The organism is Pseudomonas sp. Root401 (genome assembly GCF_001425105.1).
Lineage (GTDB): Bacteria > Pseudomonadota > Gammaproteobacteria > Pseudomonadales > Pseudomonadaceae > Aquipseudomonas > Aquipseudomonas brassicacearum.
The window spans coordinates 261,352-277,641 of record NZ_LMDO01000012.1 but is presented as its reverse complement, the minus strand read 5'-3'; the positions used below and the strand labels follow the sequence as shown (position 1 = coordinate 277,641).

Genomic DNA, 16,290 nt, shown 5'->3' with positions numbered 1-16,290 from the left:
AGCAAGCTCGCTCCCACAGTGGATCTGTTGTGGACCTGGATTAAGTGGTCATCACAGATTGACTGTGGGAGCGAGCTTGCTCGCGATGGCGATTAATCAGGCAATGAACTCATTGGCTGCCAACCGCCCGATCACACCGGTTTCGGTTTCATCTCTCCAAAAGTCTTGAGCGATTCGGGTGTCACCCCTCTCTTCAGGTACTGCCAGGCCCAGTCCGGCACGGCCATGTGGCTTTCCAGATACGTCACAAAATCCAAAAGGCTGTGCCCCAAGCGATTGACCGGGAAATCAAAATTGTACAGATACTGTTGGGCGCGGCTTTGGTCGACGCTGAACAGCTCCCTGACAATCCGGTTCGCACGAAGATTGCCTCTTAATGCGAGCACAAAATCCAGCGCGGAACGAAGCACGCCGGGGCGCTCGAGCGTGAATTGAATCACGGAGTCGCTAAATTGAGATCCAATCAGATCGTCCCAGATCTGCACGGCGTGATGCCTGGGGAGACGTTGCAGCGAGCTCCATAGATTTGGGGTATTGAACAAAATGTTCACTCGGGTATTGGAGGGCAATTGCCCCGGGGCGCTGAATAACCGGATGACAGGCGCCTGGTCGACCTCGCCAGCCTTCACCGGCGGCCTTTCCAGGAAATCCCAAAACGCCGTCAGTAGCCGTTGATGGGTGACGATATTCTGCAGATTGCTGTCATCGAACAATCGCATCCAATGGATATCGATATCGCCGTGCCTCACCACCTCTTTGTAACGCGTATCGGCATATTCAGAGATGACTCGCAGTCGTTGCTCGGAGAGCGCCGGATTACGCAGCCATCTGGCAACCACATTCACAGGCAACATGCCGTCCAGGTTGGATGAAATAACCGCAGACCTCAGCAGGAGACTCGCCCGCCTCAACAAATCGGGGAAACGCGCGAGGGAAGCGATGAGCAGATCACGGGTGTTTTCAGCCCGGTCGTAATAAATGTACTGCTCCATCAGTTCTGAGTCGTCATCGATTACCCGCCCCGTTTCACGCTCGAATCTCACCTTCACCTGATCCAGGTCGTCGCGGTCCACCAGGTAGGCACCGTCGAGCAATTGTTCAAGCTGGTTATCATCAAGATGACCATGCCTGGCCTGGTCGAACTTGACGTAGGCCAATTGATTCCTGGGGTGATGGTCGGTCAGTTGCCGGGCCCTGACTCCGTATTCCAGCATGATATGGATCACGCCTTGGGACAGCCGGAGGAATTCATTATTGAGCAGTTCGCTGAGGTGCAAATCCTCGACAGGGCCCAACAAAGTATCTTGGAAAAATTGCCGCAGGGTCTGGTTCTCACGGGTGTAATACGGTGCACTGCTCGGCATCAGTTGCTCTGGGGACCGGGGCGATAAATAGCGCCCGATTTCCTGCAGCACCTCCGGTGGCAGGTCAGCCTCTCGCGCCGCAAACAGCGTCCGGCGACCGACGCTGTTTGCGTACAACCTCAGGTAATCCTGGGTCGGTTGAAACAAGCGATACGGGTTGGGGGCACCGTAGATAATCCGGCTGAGATCGGACAATGCCTCCTCGTCCAGCAGGTTTTCCAGCCAGGGGGCATTTTCAAAGAGCGCTTGTCGGACCCCGGAGGCTCGCGACACCATGTACTGATTCAATTCCGGGTGTTGATCGACATAGTCGGCCGCTGCATTACGCAGCCCCTGCATCGAAAAAGTCTCCTGCGCTTGCCCTTCATTCAAACCTCGGGCGATGCCATTGAAAAAACAGTCGCCATCGGCATCTATCTCCACGATGTCGTCAACCAGATCCAGGTTGTAATGGTTCTGGGCCGTTCGTCTCAAGACGATATCGGTGCTCGTTCGACCCGGGTGGTTGCCCCTCGGGTAAACGCTTTCCTCCTGACCTGGGGTAAAACGCACCGACCACCTACGGTTTGCCGTTATCTCGTCAACGATCAGCAAGCTGCGGTTTTGCGGCCAGTTCGCAAGGCGCGTGATGATGGCCGGGACCAGTTCCATGACTTGTGTGTTCCAGACCCCTGGCGTACGGATCGAGTCGGAAACAGACGCCGACGACGGAGCAGGCACCTTGGGTTTCGAGGGACCTGGTTCAGCCGGTGCCGGACGCTTTCCACCACCCCGACCAAACCCCACAGCGCGCCACTCGCCATTGGGCATCCGTGCCACGGTACTTCTCATCACGCCGCTGGAACGGATACTCAACCCGGTAGCAGGGTCGACAAGGGTGGCCTCGGTCGCCGTCAACTTCGTATGGTCGTGCACCCGGAACACCGTCCCATCGGGTTGTCGCACGTACACCGGACGCGTGACGCTGTTATTGAGCGTGGGGCGATAAAAGCCCTGGGCATCGGCGGCCAGCCCTTGTAGCAACGAGGTATCCGTCACGGCATAACGGCGGTAAAGCGCGTCTTCCAAAGGCAGGCCAGCCAATGTTTCGCCCTGGCTCTGGCGCGCCGTCACGGCCAGGAAAGAGGACTGTCCCCGTACTGGAACACTCACGCCACCCGCCAACCCTCGTCCGCCATAATTGGCCACTCTGTGGACAAAGACCAAGGTGGTCAGGTTCGCTGGAACAGCGCCGGTCCTGACCATCAACCACCCGGTCTTGATGGCGCTCTTGAGCAGTTGGAATCCGGGAACCAGGAAGATGCCGGCCAGGTCCATGAACGTTTCCATCGCCATCATTACCAGCCTGGCAGCCGTCTGGCGATGAACATCCCGGTTGCTGTTGGAGCGGTGATCGGCATAAGCGCTGTGGAAGTTGACGTGCGCGCGGTGGAGGGCCTCGAGAAAATTGCCAGGGATCAACGCGCCGCGGATCAACGGTCGGCCACGCTGTTGCCCCAACGTGCGCTTTATCTCTTCAGGATCGAGGGTGCAAATACGTGAGCGGAAATATCCCTGCCATTGCTCTTGTTGCAACAGCCCCGCCACCCCCTCGCCCAGGCTGGAAAACTCATGAAAGTCATTACCCTCGGGGCTGTCCGGAAAATAGACACCCACGGTTCCCTTGATGTCCGGCCCGTCCTGATCGGAAAAAACCAGGACGCCATCAATGCTGATCGCATTGCCCATCGTCCCATGCTGCCCACCAGCCCCGACACTTCCACCCAGCACAAGCGCATAGACCTGCACGCTTCGCCCCTGGACCAGGGCACGTGTCTCGGCAGCGGGCGATTGCAGAACAGCCTGCAGCCAGAGCGCGATCAACTTCTTGGGCTTCGGTGGATGGAAGGCCCTATCGAGCACGGTGCTCTTGAAGACTTCATCGCCCCTGAGCCCGGCCTCATGGCCTTTGAATTTCATATTGGCCAGGTAGGCCGCCTGCCAGGCTGCCTTGTAGTCAGGTTTATTCATTTCCTTCCGGAGCAGGGTTTCATAACGGCCGCCGGCATCAATGTGCGTCGCCATCCTGGCAAGCTCGCCTCCCGTCAACGTGATCAGGAAGCCGTTGGCCGGGTGGCGGATACGCTGACCATCTTGATCGGCAAGGTAGACGGCCAGCACTTCTCTCATTGCGTTCGGGTATTGAGCCGGGCGCAGGTTATCGAGCATCAACTCGGTCAGGCTGGCGATACGTGACTGCCTTGGGTTGGCGCCTTGGCCATAGGAAAGCGTGACCAGGGTCTTGTCCGGGTCGGGATCAACGCCGGGGTGCACCGCGTGTTGCAGGTACTGCTTGATCTTCTGGCGGGTGAATTGCAACAACGTCGGGATATCGCTACTCGCCAGTGTGTAGGCGGCTTCCAATACCTGCGCTTCCAGGCTGCGGTAGTTCGACTTTTCCGCACGTGTTGCGGCTGCATAAAAATCGGGACGGTTGTTTTCGACCAGGGTTTCCCGGCGCACCGCCAGCGGCCCGGCCAGCGACAACATGGGCAACCCCAGCGCATCTTCAGCCTTCAGCGCATAAGCCGCCAAAGTAAGTGTCGCGTTTTCCGAGGTATTCAGGACCGTTTCCAGCGCGGTGCGTTGGTGCAGCAGCAGGTCATCCGCCGCCACCGCAAAAACAGACTCGGACAGTTCAGAAGCAATATCCCGGATCCCACGCTTCTGTCCCGCGTAGGTCGGGCTGACGTGATTGACCAGGTCCTGGAAAGAACGGAAGCGCTGTATTCCTCCTTCCAGGGAGTACAGGAACAGCGAGAGTTGATCCGTGCGTTTGATCACCATCGCAGCAGGCCATTTCTGTGGTTTCGCAGCGCCCATGTCGAGCATGACGGCGTAGACATGGGGGATGGGCGCTCGCAGCAACCGGCTTCTGTCCGCCCTGGACGGGTGAGTGGTGATGAGGTCCAGCAGGCGATCCTCTTCATCCTGCAGGGTTCGCGCACTTTGGGTTAACGGGGTGGCCGGATCCCGATCGACTTTGTACAAGTCGAAAAGGTGCAGGAACCGTCGGGACAACAGATGAGCAAGTGCCGCTTCAGTGGGCGACGTATCGAGCGCGCCTGCGTCGTTTCTGTCGTGGCGAAAGGCGCTGAGATCGTCACGCAACTGCTGCTTCAAGCTGTCATTGGTTGCGGGGTCGGCGATATAGAACACGGACTCCATGATCGCTGGAATTTTCGCGTCCAGCGGGCTGACGAATACGCTGTCGAGCTCTTGCACCGAGTCCGGACGGGTGTAGAAGCCCACGCCACCGCGCGAGTAAGTGGGCGGTGTATCCGTCGCCAAACAGCCCAACATCACGTCGGTAAAGCACTGTGAGGCGGTCAATGAACGACCACCGAGCGAGTCCACATCAAAGTGGTTCACATACCAGTGATCCGGGTCGATGCCCTGGAGCCGTGAGGCGCGGAATTTCCGCTCAGGGATCTTTGCCTTGATGCGGTTGACCAGCAGACGCTTGAGCACGGTATCGAACGTTGGCAAAGCGGCGAACAGACGCGCCAGTTTCACCTGATTGGCATCCAGGTGCCCCAGTTGCCTGATCTGTTCTTTTTCACGGGGGCCGAGCAGATTGCCTTGGGCGTCCACCTCCGTAATGACGGGCTGCCCAATACCCTGGTAGCCGGGCGCGATGCCAGCGTGCAGTTGCTGCAAGACGTCTGCTGAAAGACCTTTACCGTTGACCCGCAGTGAGGAGAAGTCCAGGGACATATGACTTCGGTGGGGATAAACCCAACCCTCGCGCGCAGAAGGCTCAGCGGTCGCCCTGCTTTGATGGGCGATCAAAAAGCCTCGTGTCACGGCGTCACGCAGAGGCACCGATGAGGTTTTTCTTTGAGCGGCCGAATCGACTGTCTCGACCTCTTGATAAGTGACCTGTACCCGCGTATCGCCAATAAGGCCCCATTGATTTAGCCATTGATCGGCGAATTCATGGGGTTGAAATCGAATACCGTGGGGTAACAGGCTGATGGGTTTGAGCCGTACGCCGGCAGCCTGCGGCGTCACGCCAGATGCATTTTCAGGGAAGACAGTCATTCAGGTGTCCCGGTGATGAGTAGGGCTGGGACCCTATCGCGCCGTTTCAGCGGGAATGACGTACATATGTATAGGTGTGGCTACGGGCTTTGGAGAAAAGCGTAAGCCGATGTTTGCGGCGGCGGGATTGCACGCTTGAAAGGATGCGGCGATGGCGGTCGAACAGCCAATGTATTTATTACCCTCCGACCGCCAACCCCTTAGACCAGCTTTTGCGCCAACACCGCAATATGCTCCGGCCCGATCCCGCAGCAGCCGCCCAGGTGGCTGGCCCCGCGTTTTTGCCAGTCCGCCGCCCACTGGAGATAGCCTGGCGGATCAAGGTCTTCGCGCAGCGGATCGAGCCCATCGTTGGCCGTCGCTTCCTTCGGTTGCGGCGGGAAGGCGTTGGCGTAGGCACCGATGTGGATCTTCACACCCAGGCGCGCGAAGGTGTCCCGCGCGGCATCGATGGCCGCGCCGATCACTTCTGGCTGGCTGCAGTTGAACAACAGCACCTCGACGCCCAGCTCAGCCGCCACCGCAGCGGCGTCCGCCACCGGTTCGCCGGAACGCAGGCGTGGCACTTCATCAGTGTCTTCGTCTTTGAGGGTGAACGACAGCCAGAACGGCTTGCCGTCCTTCGGCAACCCGACGTGAATCGCCCGCGCTTCGACCGTGGAGCTTTGGGTCTCGGCCAGCCACAAGTCGACATGGGGCGCCAGGCCGTTCACCAGGGGCGCGAGCAATTCACTGGCGCGGGAAGCGTCGAACAGATCCGGCCGATAGGAACCGAACAAGGGCGGCAGCGACCCGGCCACTTGCACCGCTTTACCCGAAGCGCGCACTGCCCGCTGCGCCAACTCGCCCGCGAGCGCGGCCAGGGCCTGGCCTTCTTCGGCGAAACGCGCCTCGCCAATATGAAACGGCACCACCGCATAGCTGTTGCTGGTGATCACGTTGGCGCCGCTGGCAATGTAGGCCGCGTGCACGGCTTCTACCGCCTGGGGCGCTTCGCTCAAGGCCAGCGCCGACCACTCGGGCTGTCGGAACGGCGCGCCCCGGCGTTGCAGTTCGCGGCCCATGCCGCCATCGAGAATGACTGTCGTTGCTGAGCCCATATGCGATTCACTCATAAGCTTATGAAAAATACTCACTACCGGAGTTGTTCTTATAACTATTTAATACGCACCATTCGGTGAACTACAACTTATTTTTCTATCAGGGCCCTCACATGAAATTACAACCACTGCTGGCCCTGGGCCTGACTCTGCTGGCTGCCTCTTCGCAAGCGTTCGCCGGCGCCACGCTGGATCGCGTCGAACAGAAAAAAGAACTGGTCGGCGTGCTGATGGAAAGCTATCCGCCCTTCTCGTTCCTTAACGATCAGAACCAGCTCGACGGTTTTGACGTGGACGTCGCCAAGGCGGTGGCGCAGAAACTGGGCGTGAAGCTGCGCCTGGAAACTCCTTCCTGGGACGTGATCGCGGCCGGTCACTGGAGCGGGCGCTATGACATCTGCATCTGCTCCATGACGCCGAGCAAGGCACGCGCCGAAGTGTTCGATTTCCCGGTGCAGTACTACGCTTCGCCAGCGGTGATCGTGGTCAACGCCAAGGACGACCGTATCCACGGCGCCAAAGACCTGAGCGGCAAGAAGGTCGGCCTGACCAGCGCTTCCAGCTACGAGAGCTACCTGAACAAGAACCTGGTGATCGAAGGCGCCGAGGATACTCAACTGAGCTATCCGTTCGAGGACGTGCAGATTGCCCCATACGACACCGACAACGTGGCCTTCCAGGATCTGGGCCTGGGCGCCGGGGTGCGACTGGACGCGGTGCTGACCAACCTGGTGACCGCACAGCCGCGCCTGACCGAAGACAAGCGCTTCAAGCTGGCCGGCGAGGTGCTCTACTCCGAGCCGAACTCGGTGGCCATCGAAAAGGGCGACGCCCAGTGGGACAACAAGGTGCGTGAAGTCTTTGCCCAGTTGAAACAGGACGGCACCTTGAGCAAACTCTCGCAAAAATGGATCGGCGCCGACATTACCCAATGACTTCTTTTCCACCCCCTCAGCCACCGCCACCGGTGGCTGAATCACGCCTGCAAAAAATCTTCGGCTTTCGCACCCGGCTGTATTTGACCTGGGCGGCCATGCTGGTGCTGTTCGCGAGTTTCTTCCTGAGCTTCGACCTGAAGTTCTCCATCATCCTCGACAAACTGCCGAACCTGCTGGGCGTGCACCTGGCGCCCAATGGCTTTTTGCAAGGCGCGGTGCTGACGTTGTTCCTGTGCCTGTGCTCGATCGTCACGTCGTCATTGCTGGGCTTCATCACCGCCCTGGCGCGGCTGTCCAGCAGCGCGGTGGCGTTCGGTATCGCCAGTTTCTATGCGTCGTTCTTTCGCGGCACGCCACTGCTGATCCAGATTCTGCTGATCTACCTGGGCCTGCCCCAACTGGGCGTGGTCCCGGGCGCCATCGCCGCCGGGATCATCGCCTTGTCGCTGAACTACGGCGCCTACCTGAGCGAGATCTTCCGCGCTGGGATCCTCGGCGTCCCCAACGGCCAACGCGAAGCCTCCCTCGCCCTGGGCCTGAGCGAAACCGTGATCTTCTGGCGCGTCACCCTGCCCCAGGCCATGCGCACCATCATCCCGCCGACCACCAACCAATTCATCTCCATGCTCAAGGATTCTTCGCTGATCTCGGTGATGGGGGTTTGGGAGGTGATGTTTCTGGCGCAGTCTTATGGGCGTTCCAGTTATCGCTATATCGAGATGCTGACGACGGCGGCGATTATTTATTGGTTGATGTCCATTGCGTTGGAGCTGATTCAGGCGCGGATGGAGCGGCATTATGGGAAGGCTTATCTCAAGCGCAGTTGACGTGGGTATAAGACAGCAACAATCAAACAATGGATATCAAACTCGCCCTTCGGACTCAGGAATTAGGGGTCCAACGGGGCTTTCGCCTCAATAAATACGTTGAGGCTTGCGAGCCGACGCACACCATTCTGAAGAAGCACCAGGTTATCAGGCTCAGACATAAACCAAGCAAAAGTCCCCCAAGCCAAACCCGTGATGGTTTTCTTGAATCCAGCTGCCTCCCTGTCTGCGTAAGCCGTTACAAAAGCGACCTGTGAGCGACTGAAGCCCCCTCTGTCTGTTATCGCGTACAACGCCTCTTGCCTGCGCGGGGTAATAGCTCCATCGGTCGCAACGACCTCGACAAAGACGATTAATGGCTCGATAGGACCGAGATCTACCAGAATCAGATCAGGAAGATTTTTCTGCGCCTCAATATCCAGCCCAATGTTTGAAGCCAGCTGAAGATCGGGATGAGCAACCTTGTTACCTGATTCACTCAGCCAGATAACACCTGGCTGTTCCAAGAACTTGACAGCAAAAACCTCCACAACTGCCTTCGATATGTCTGAGCTAGGCCCCGGAACGAGCCGACGGGTGTCACCATTGGGGAAAGATACTAAAACACCATCTCTTCCTGCCGTACCTGCTCGCATAAGGGACACACGAGCTCTCGCACTACGCGACAGATGTTTTTCCTGCCAGGCTAAGATGGCAGCAGACAAGTCCTCACCTGCTAGGTCAGGGTCGAAAAGAGCCGCAAGGTCCGCCTTAAGTGCATAACGAGGCAGCCCCGATGTCGTAGGTATATCCGGCCGCTCAAGCACGGCCCCCACAACCAACAAACCCTCTCTCAATGTTTCGTCGCGAATAGGCTCACGGGTATTGTCTGCATACCAACGAACGCCTGGAACCTGAAAGGCCTTTTTCCGCAAATTGGTCCGGTAAGTTAAGCGAGCGTTCTCACAGCAATCTTCAGCCTGCGTATCTGTCATTCGATATACATGCACCGGCCCAAGCCAGACATCCGCACCTTCGACTGCGCCGATATAAAGCATCGCAAAAACTGTGCTCGCAGCCAGCTCGCGTATGCAGTAAGAACGGTTAGGCGTTCCCTCTGGAAAAATCAGAGGCAGCCTTTCGGATATCAACGATCGCGAAACATGAGGTGGTAGCACATTTCTTCCTTAGAAAAGTTTGGAACAAGCTGCTTCGATGGACTCTTTTGAAGCGTCAGCTTCAACCAACCTTGCTAGCTCCTTCAAGGCCGCCGGATCGGGTAAAGGCAAGGATTCAAGCTCATAGGCTGAAACTGCTACAGAACCACTGACGCAACGAAACGCACGGTCAGCCGCCCCGCTATTCAAAAAAGCAGCAAGCACAGCAGTATTAACTTTGGGAGCGTCTGTGATGGGTCTGACCATGTTGATATGGTTCTCTATCACCACTCCCCCATGCGACTGAAGGAAATCTATTGGTAACGCGGCTGCGATAAGACGACGGCTCTGCTCTTTGGCAGTGGTGCGCTGTAAAAGCACACAGGGCTGGGTCGTGACCAGCCATTGATCAGAGGGCGCCAGCTCGAAATAGGGAGCATGGTTTTTCTTCTCCGCTCGAAAAACAAACTCCCCGTCGACTGTAATTGCTTCAGCCCAAATAAGCGGTAGCCGACTGCTACCAGCTTGGTAGGTCAGTTGCGATTTATGACGGTTCCAGACCAACGGCCCCGTACTGACTCTGTATCCCCAGTCAACAAGACGATGTGGCATCTCAGAAAGCCTTCCCACAAGTTTCGTTTGGTTGGGATTCCGAGGTAGCAGCCAAGGCAAAGTGCGGTCTTTTGGCAGGACGATTGACCCCGTCTCTCTAATTTCAGTCACACCCTCCGCAGATATTATTTCAGAGACCACAACCGGAACGTCTTCGCCAGCCTTACGGTAAGTGGTGAGAGCCATTTCTTGAAGAACATCATCAAAAACGCCTTTACGGGCCGCAACGAAATCTATGGAAATCGGAGGTGCTTCTTGGCCAATCAGCGCACGCAGATTTTTGAAATACCCCCCCGCCAAAAAAGAAGTAGGGGTCACAAAAGCGATCAGCCCACCCGGTTTGGTTTGGCGAATGGCGAAGTCAGTAAACAGTCCGTAAAGATTGGCATGACCGTATAGAGAGCGCTTATACAACTCGCGCGTTTCGAGATCGAGCTTGGCTTTGCCATACGGCGGATTACCGATGACCAAATCGAATCCGTCTTTAGGCGGATTATTCCGCAACGAATCACAAACCGTGATCATGACAGGTAAGCGCAGACCCGACGGGCGACTGATGGGCAGCAATACTGCGTCCAAAGTAACTTGGCTGAGCCAGGCTCCGAACGGATCTATTTCAAAGCCGTGCAGCCGGTTACCGATACTTTGCAGCAGCAGTCTCGGGCTGCATTGTGCAAGCTCCTTCATAATTCGCTGCGCAATGGGTGCGAGAAACGCACCACCGCCACACGCCGGATCCAGAACACGACATTTCGCCCAATCAACATTCGCTGACGTGGCCTGATCGATAAGCCGCGCGGTTAGAGCTGGAGGCGTATAGAAAATCCCATACTCTCCACGATGCTCCACGGGCAGCATACTGGTGTAAGTAAGCCCTATCTGATAGGCAGCCGTCTCAGCGTCGAATTCTGCGGCTGCCGTACCGATCTGCTCGGCAAGCAAGCTGGCGGCGTCTGAAAGTGTTGAGGTTTCAAATTCGGCAATCGGTGCACGAAGCTCCTGAGGAGCGATTTCATCCTGGTTGAGGCCGCGCCACCAAGCTTCAATTAGCCGAACGCCAAATGCTCTTGCCAAGCTCAACTGTTTGTCTATAGGGAACCCGGCAGCCAATGCACGAGCCGTAGCCCTGGCGGTAACCAACGACTGAACCGGCGCCTTCAAAGCAAATGGAACGTCCAGCTCAGCAAATGTCATTTGCGCCTCTTTTGCCATACACCCCCCATAGCGGGTCGCGATTCTACCTTGCTTTGAAGGTCTAGACGCCCCGGCTATCGCCCTTACGCGATGTTGCGTTAAAAAAAGGTAATCAACAATTAGCAATCGGCTCGGCAAACCCAGCCACCAGCTCAAAAATCGATAAAGCTGTATGAATATACAGCCTTATCATAACAATGCTAATTCATCGGCTAAACGGTTGAGCTGACAGAACCTGTCTGGTTTGAAGGCGGATTGCTACTAGCTTGCGCCTGGAGATCACCCTCTCCATCGACACGCCATCCCAACACCTCCAACGCATCGCAACCGTCCTGCAACAGCAGATGCGCGGCGCTGGTGAAGTGCTCCAGGTCATAGCCTTCGGCGTTTTTCATGCATAGACAGGAAACGCTGTTGAGTAAATCTCGAGCCACTTTGATGCGATGCGCAGCAGTTTCCAAAAGATCGGAGGCGCCGGCTTCCGTGTCGATAAAAAGCGTGGCTCCGGCGCTGGTATTTGCTTGAAGGGGATGGAACTTGATCATCGGATTGCTCTCTTGAGTTAGGAGCTACCGCCGTTCGCGGAGGCAGCAAAAAGCGCCGCCGTTGGGGGCGCTCGTGCACTCTTGTTCGACCGGCTAAGATCGGTCACCGATTTGTCGATGACGAGAGAACTATAGGCGAGGCCCTAATGACAAAAAACCGGGTTTCTTGATCTCGGAGCTATCCTACGCGAAACCCGGAACGGGTTTACAGATTCGATATTTGACAGACAGATCTCGGAATTCAGCCACGCAGAAAGGTCTGGGTATGCTGTAGGGCAATGCTTCGAGCCACGGAGGCCGGCGCGGTGATGCTGTGATCACAGCGTGGGCAGCCTACAAGCTCCATCGCTATGTCTCGCCAGCGGCTAGGAGACGGCTGGCATCGCGACCCGGGATGAAATTTTTAAAGTTCGACCTCATTCATGAGAGGTCGTACTCAATGCCTACCCAACACTCATATCTTCCCCAACATCTCGCTCTGGCAATAGCCTTGGCGCTCGGCTGTGTCGAGGTTTCGATGGCTCAGTCACCTGCCGAGACTCCTACGACGGCCGAGTTTCAAGAGCGTCTCAAAGCGCTCGAAGAAGCTACAGACACTAAGCATCACAGTATTGTCACCCCCCGCAAAAAAGGCATGAAACTGACTAAGACCAATGACTTGGTCAACGTCAGCGCAAATGGCACGTTCGGCGGGACTGTTGATGGAGGTGGCGGAACCAACGTTCTGCGATTGGGCGATGCTCAACACTCCAAAGTACCTGAGACCCGCAATTTCGAGGCTTTGCATGTCACTAAAGGCGAATGGGAGCACACCGGGAATTTCGCTGGTTGGGGAGTGATCGAGCCGGAGACCACGTTGACCAACACCGGCCATATCGACGGACAGATCGGGGTACTCGGTGCGTTCGATAACAAGGGGGTTGTCGCCAACAACGTGATCATCGAACCAAGCGCCCGCATGACAAATTCCGGCACAGTCAATGGCGGTGTCCATGTGCGCGAGAACGCCAGTTTCAGCGGCAATGGATCCGTGGAATTTCTGAGCGTAGCGGGTCAGTTGAGGGTCGGGCCTGAGACCGGTGCCCCCTCGATCAAAGGAAACTTCGAGCTGTTGAGCGGCGCAGAGCTGATCTATGGCGTCGATGCTGATGGTCGTAGCTCGACGATCAACGTTGAAGACACCGCGACACTGAACAACACGACCCTGAAAATCGATGCTGTACCGGTCGAAAACATGGGCACGAGCGAGCACACGGTGATCCGAGCGGGGAACATTGAGGGTGAGTTCGGCACGGTCATTAGCAATCTCACCTTCATGACGGCGACCCCGCACTACAGCGGGACGGAGGTTGGCCTGACCTATGCGCGCAACGACATCCCCCTCAAGGTTGCAGCAAAGAACGAAAACGCAGAAAGATTCACCAACAGTATCGAAGATCCGCAAACGGCCACGCCACTGCCGCCCAAGCCTGTCGACAATGTAGCGGCCGTCCGGTCACCTACCACCCAAGCGAAAGTCGATCCGGCCCAACATCCCCGCCAAGCGTCGCCAGTGGCCAGCATTGAACCGAAACCCACCAGCCAGCCGCACACCACTCCCGTCGCGCAACCCAACGCAGCCGTCAATGCGCTGCTCGGTACCAACCTGCATACCGCCGTCAACGCCATCGACCAGTTAGCTGGCTACGACACCGCCGATCTGGGCAATGCCACCTTGAGCAGCATCGCGCCAATCGGCACCGGAATGCTCTCGGCCATGGACCAGCGAAACTCAGAAAGCGTGCATGCCGACGGCCAAGTCTGGCTCCAGGCCATCGGCAACAGCGGCAGCCTCGCCAAACAGCTGGGCAGCTATGCTCTCAAGCATTCGACAAAAGGTTTGATGCTGGGAACCGACTGGGCTGTCAGCCCCGATTGGCGGCTGGGCATTATCGGCAGCAAGACCCAGACCCGGCTGGACAGCTATCAGTTCGACGGAGCGCTCGACAGTTGGCTCGTCGGCGCGTACGCCTTGCGCCAGGACGGGCCGCTGGCGCTGCGCCTGGGTGCCGTTCATGGCAATCATGACGGCAGCACCAAACGCCACGTCGCCTTCAACGGGTTCAGGGATCGCCTCAAGGGTCGTTACGATGCCACGACACAGCAGGTCTTCGGGCAGGTCGGCTACAACCTGGATATAGCTCATTTCGATATCGAGCCCTACGTCCAAGTGGGCTACCAACGCTACCAACGCGATGCCTATACCGAAAAAGGTGGGGACGCCGCGTTGCAGTACGACGGCCAGGCACAGGAACACTACAGCAGCGACCTCGGGCTGCGCCTCGCCCGTACCTTCGCGCTTGATCAAGGCATGCGCTTGACGCCGCGCCTGGATGTCGGCTGGAAGCACTTGTATGGCAACGTCAGGGGTAGCTCCCATCAACGTCTGGTCCGCGGGGGCAATACCTATATCATCGAAGGGGTCGAGCTGGACCGTGACAGCCTGCTCCTGGAAGCCGGGCTGGACCTGGCCGTTTCACCACGCCATACCCTGGGGCTGAACTATCGCGGCGAAACAGGCCAGGACAACCGCAACGGTGCGCTGATGGGCCAGTGGCGAATGATGTTCTGACAGGCAAAAAAAAAGGGGAGCACATGCCCCCCCGAGGTTAAAACGTTGTATCGAGGCTGTTTATTCAGCCTTCGATCTCGATCAGGATCTCGCCCGGGTTGACCCGGTCGCCCTTGGCTACATGAATCGCGGTGACCTTGCCGGCGATGGCCGCCTGCACTTCGGTTTCCATTTTCATGGCTTCGGTGATCAGCACTGCTTGACCGGCCTTGACCACATCGCCCTCCTTGACCAGCACATCAACGATGTTGCCCGGCATGGTGGTGCTGACATGGCCTGGTGCAGTGGCTTGCTTGCGCTTGCTGCTGCCACCGCCGACAAATTCATTGAGCGGTTCGAACACGACCTCTTCCGGCATGCCATCGATGGACAGGTAGAAGTGACGCTTGCCTTCGGCCTTGACGCCCACACCGGTGATGTCGACGCGGTAGGTTTCGCCGTGGACGTCGATGACGAACTCGGTCGGCACGCCTTCGCCGCCCGCCGAGCTCACGCTGCCCGCCTCAGGGATTGGCAACAGCACTTCTGGAGTCAGGGTGCCGGCTTCGCGCTCTTCGAGGAACTTGCGACCGATGTCCGGGAACATGGCGTAGGTCAGCACGTCCTCTTCGGATTTGGCCAGTGCACCGATTTCACCGCGCAGCTTGGTCATTTCCGGCTTGAGCAAATCGGCCGGACGCACGTCGATCACCTCTTCGCTGCCGATGGCCTGGCGACGCAGCTTCTCGTTCACCAAACCTGGTGCCTTGCCGTAACCGCCCTGCAGATAGAGCTTCACTTCGTTGGTGATGGTCTTGTAGCGCTCACCGGCCAAGACGTTGAAGAACGCCTGGGTACCGACGATCTGCGAAGTCGGGGTCACCAGCGGTGGGAAGCCGAGGTCTTCGCGCACGCGCGGGATCTCCGCCAGCACTTCGTTCATCCGGTTCAGTGCGCCCTGCTCTTTCAACTGGTTGGCAAGGTTGGAGATCATCCCGCCCGGTACCTGGTTGACCTGGACGCGGGTGTCCACCGCGGTGAACTCGCTTTCGAACTGGTGGTACTTCTTGCGCACGGCGTAGAAGTACAGGCCGATTTCCTGGAGCAGTTCCAGGCTCAGGCCGGTGTCGAACTCACTGCCCTTGAGAGCGGCGACCATCGACTCGGTGCCCGGATGGCTGGTGCCCCAGGCGAAGCTGGAGATCGCGGTGTCGATGTGATCGGCACCGTTTTCGATAGCCTTGAGTTGGCACATCGCGGCCAAGCCGGCAGTGTCGTGGGAGTGGATGAACACCGGCAACGATTGCTCGGCTTTCAGCGCTTTCACCAGCTCGCCAGTGGCGTATGGGGTCAGCAGGCCAGCCATGTCCTTGATCGCCACCGAGTCGCAACCCATGGCTTCCATTTGCTTGGCCTGGGCCACGAACGCGTCGATGGTGTGCACCGGGCTGGTGGTGTAGGCGATGGTGCCCTGGGCGTGCTTGCCGGCGGCCTTCACCGCTTCGATGGCGACTTTCAGGTTACGCACGTCGTTCATCGCATCGAAAATACGGAACACATCGATGCCGTTGACGGCGGCCTTGGCCACGAACGCCTTGACCACGTCATCGCTGTAATGGCGGTAGCCCAGCAGGTTCTGGCCGCGCAGGAGCATTTGCAGACGGGTGTTGGGCAGTGCCGCGCGCAGTTGGCGCAGGCGCTCCCACGGGTCTTCTTTCAGGAAGCGCACGCAAGCGTCGAATGTCGCGCCGCCCCACACTTCCAGCGACCAATAGCCGACTTTGTCGAGCTTGTCGCAGATCGGCAGCATGTCTTCGGTGCGCATGCGGGTGGCGAGCAGCGATTGGTGGGCGTCGCGCAGGATTGTGTCGGTAACAAAGATCTTCTTGGACATGGTCATA

9 protein-coding genes are annotated in these 16,290 nt (G+C 57.8%); 3 read left to right on the top strand and 6 right to left on the bottom strand.

Annotated features, from left to right (window positions below; genetic code table 11):
* Positions 1–131: 131 nt before the first annotated feature.
* Together ASC85_RS11195 and ASC85_RS11190 are read right to left on the bottom strand one after the other, a co-directional pair.
* A complete protein-coding gene (locus tag ASC85_RS11195) occupies positions 132–5,447 on the bottom strand; it encodes a hypothetical protein (protein ID WP_057449365.1) in 5,316 nt (1,771 codons plus the stop codon).
* A 200-nt stretch (positions 5,448–5,647) separates the two neighbouring features.
* Positions 5,648–6,547, bottom strand: a complete 900-nt coding sequence (locus ASC85_RS11190; protein ID WP_057449364.1) for a homocysteine S-methyltransferase family protein — start codon at positions 6,545–6,547, stop codon at positions 5,648–5,650.
* Between the two features lie 113 nt (positions 6,548–6,660).
* On the opposite strand from ASC85_RS11190, the gene ASC85_RS11185 reads away from it, so the two are divergent.
* Positions 6,661–7,482 carry an ABC transporter substrate-binding protein gene (locus ASC85_RS11185; RefSeq protein WP_003206974.1) on the top strand — a complete coding sequence of 274 codons (822 nt, stop codon included), beginning with the start codon at positions 6,661–6,663 and terminating at the stop codon, positions 7,480–7,482.
* Entirely contained in the window at positions 7,479–8,312 is an 834-nt protein-coding gene (locus tag ASC85_RS11180; protein ID WP_057449363.1) for an amino acid ABC transporter permease, read from the top strand. Before ASC85_RS11185 ends, ASC85_RS11180 begins: the two co-directional genes overlap by 4 nt.
* A gap of 62 nt (positions 8,313–8,374) precedes the next feature.
* On the opposite strand, the gene ASC85_RS11175 is transcribed toward ASC85_RS11180, so the two are convergent.
* The 3 genes from ASC85_RS11175 to ASC85_RS11165 form a co-directional block, all read right to left on the bottom strand.
* Positions 8,375–9,469, bottom strand: a complete 1,095-nt coding sequence (locus ASC85_RS11175) for a BsuBI/PstI family type II restriction endonuclease (protein WP_057449362.1) — start codon at positions 9,467–9,469, stop codon at positions 8,375–8,377.
* 9 nt (positions 9,470–9,478) lie between these two features.
* Positions 9,479–11,254 (bottom strand): HsdM family class I SAM-dependent methyltransferase, encoded by a 1,776-nt coding sequence (locus ASC85_RS11170; protein ID WP_057449361.1) that lies wholly within the window; start codon positions 11,252–11,254, stop codon positions 9,479–9,481.
* A gap of 212 nt (positions 11,255–11,466) precedes the next feature.
* Entirely contained in the window at positions 11,467–11,799 is a 333-nt protein-coding gene (locus ASC85_RS11165) for a hypothetical protein (protein ID WP_057449360.1), read from the bottom strand.
* 439 nt (positions 11,800–12,238) lie between these two features.
* Here ASC85_RS11165 and ASC85_RS11160 point away from each other — a divergent pair, with 439 nt between their 5' ends.
* On the top strand, positions 12,239–14,410 hold the full coding sequence (locus ASC85_RS11160) for an autotransporter outer membrane beta-barrel domain-containing protein (protein WP_057449359.1): 2,172 nt from the start codon (positions 12,239–12,241) through the stop codon (positions 14,408–14,410).
* A 64-nt stretch (positions 14,411–14,474) separates the two neighbouring features.
* On the opposite strand, the gene oadA is transcribed toward ASC85_RS11160, so the two are convergent.
* Positions 14,475–16,283: a sodium-extruding oxaloacetate decarboxylase subunit alpha gene (gene oadA / locus ASC85_RS11155; protein ID WP_057449358.1), complete on the bottom strand. Its 1,809-nt coding sequence runs from the start codon at positions 16,281–16,283 to the stop codon at positions 14,475–14,477.
* Positions 16,284–16,290: the final 7 nt, after the last annotated feature.

What these genes read in the sequence shown, in the direction of transcription:
- ASC85_RS11195 (WP_057449365.1), bottom strand. Translation starts at nt 5,447, where the DNA reads ATGACTGTCTTCCCTGAAAATGCATCTGGCGTGACGCCGCAGGCTGCC.
- ASC85_RS11190 (WP_057449364.1), bottom strand. Translation starts at nt 6,547, where the DNA reads ATGGGCTCAGCAACGACAGTCATTCTCGATGGCGGCATGGGCCGCGAA.
- ASC85_RS11185 (WP_003206974.1), top strand. Translation starts at nt 6,661, where the DNA reads ATGAAATTACAACCACTGCTGGCCCTGGGCCTGACTCTGCTGGCTGCC.
- ASC85_RS11180 (WP_057449363.1), top strand. Translation starts at nt 7,479, where the DNA reads ATGACTTCTTTTCCACCCCCTCAGCCACCGCCACCGGTGGCTGAATCA.
- ASC85_RS11170 (WP_057449361.1), bottom strand. Translation starts at nt 11,254, where the DNA reads ATGACATTTGCTGAGCTGGACGTTCCATTTGCTTTGAAGGCGCCGGTT.
- ASC85_RS11165 (WP_057449360.1), bottom strand. Translation starts at nt 11,799, where the DNA reads ATGATCAAGTTCCATCCCCTTCAAGCAAATACCAGCGCCGGAGCCACG.
- ASC85_RS11160 (WP_057449359.1), top strand. Translation starts at nt 12,239, where the DNA reads ATGCCTACCCAACACTCATATCTTCCCCAACATCTCGCTCTGGCAATA.
- oadA (WP_057449358.1), bottom strand. Translation starts at nt 16,283, where the DNA reads ATGTCCAAGAAGATCTTTGTTACCGACACAATCCTGCGCGACGCCCAC.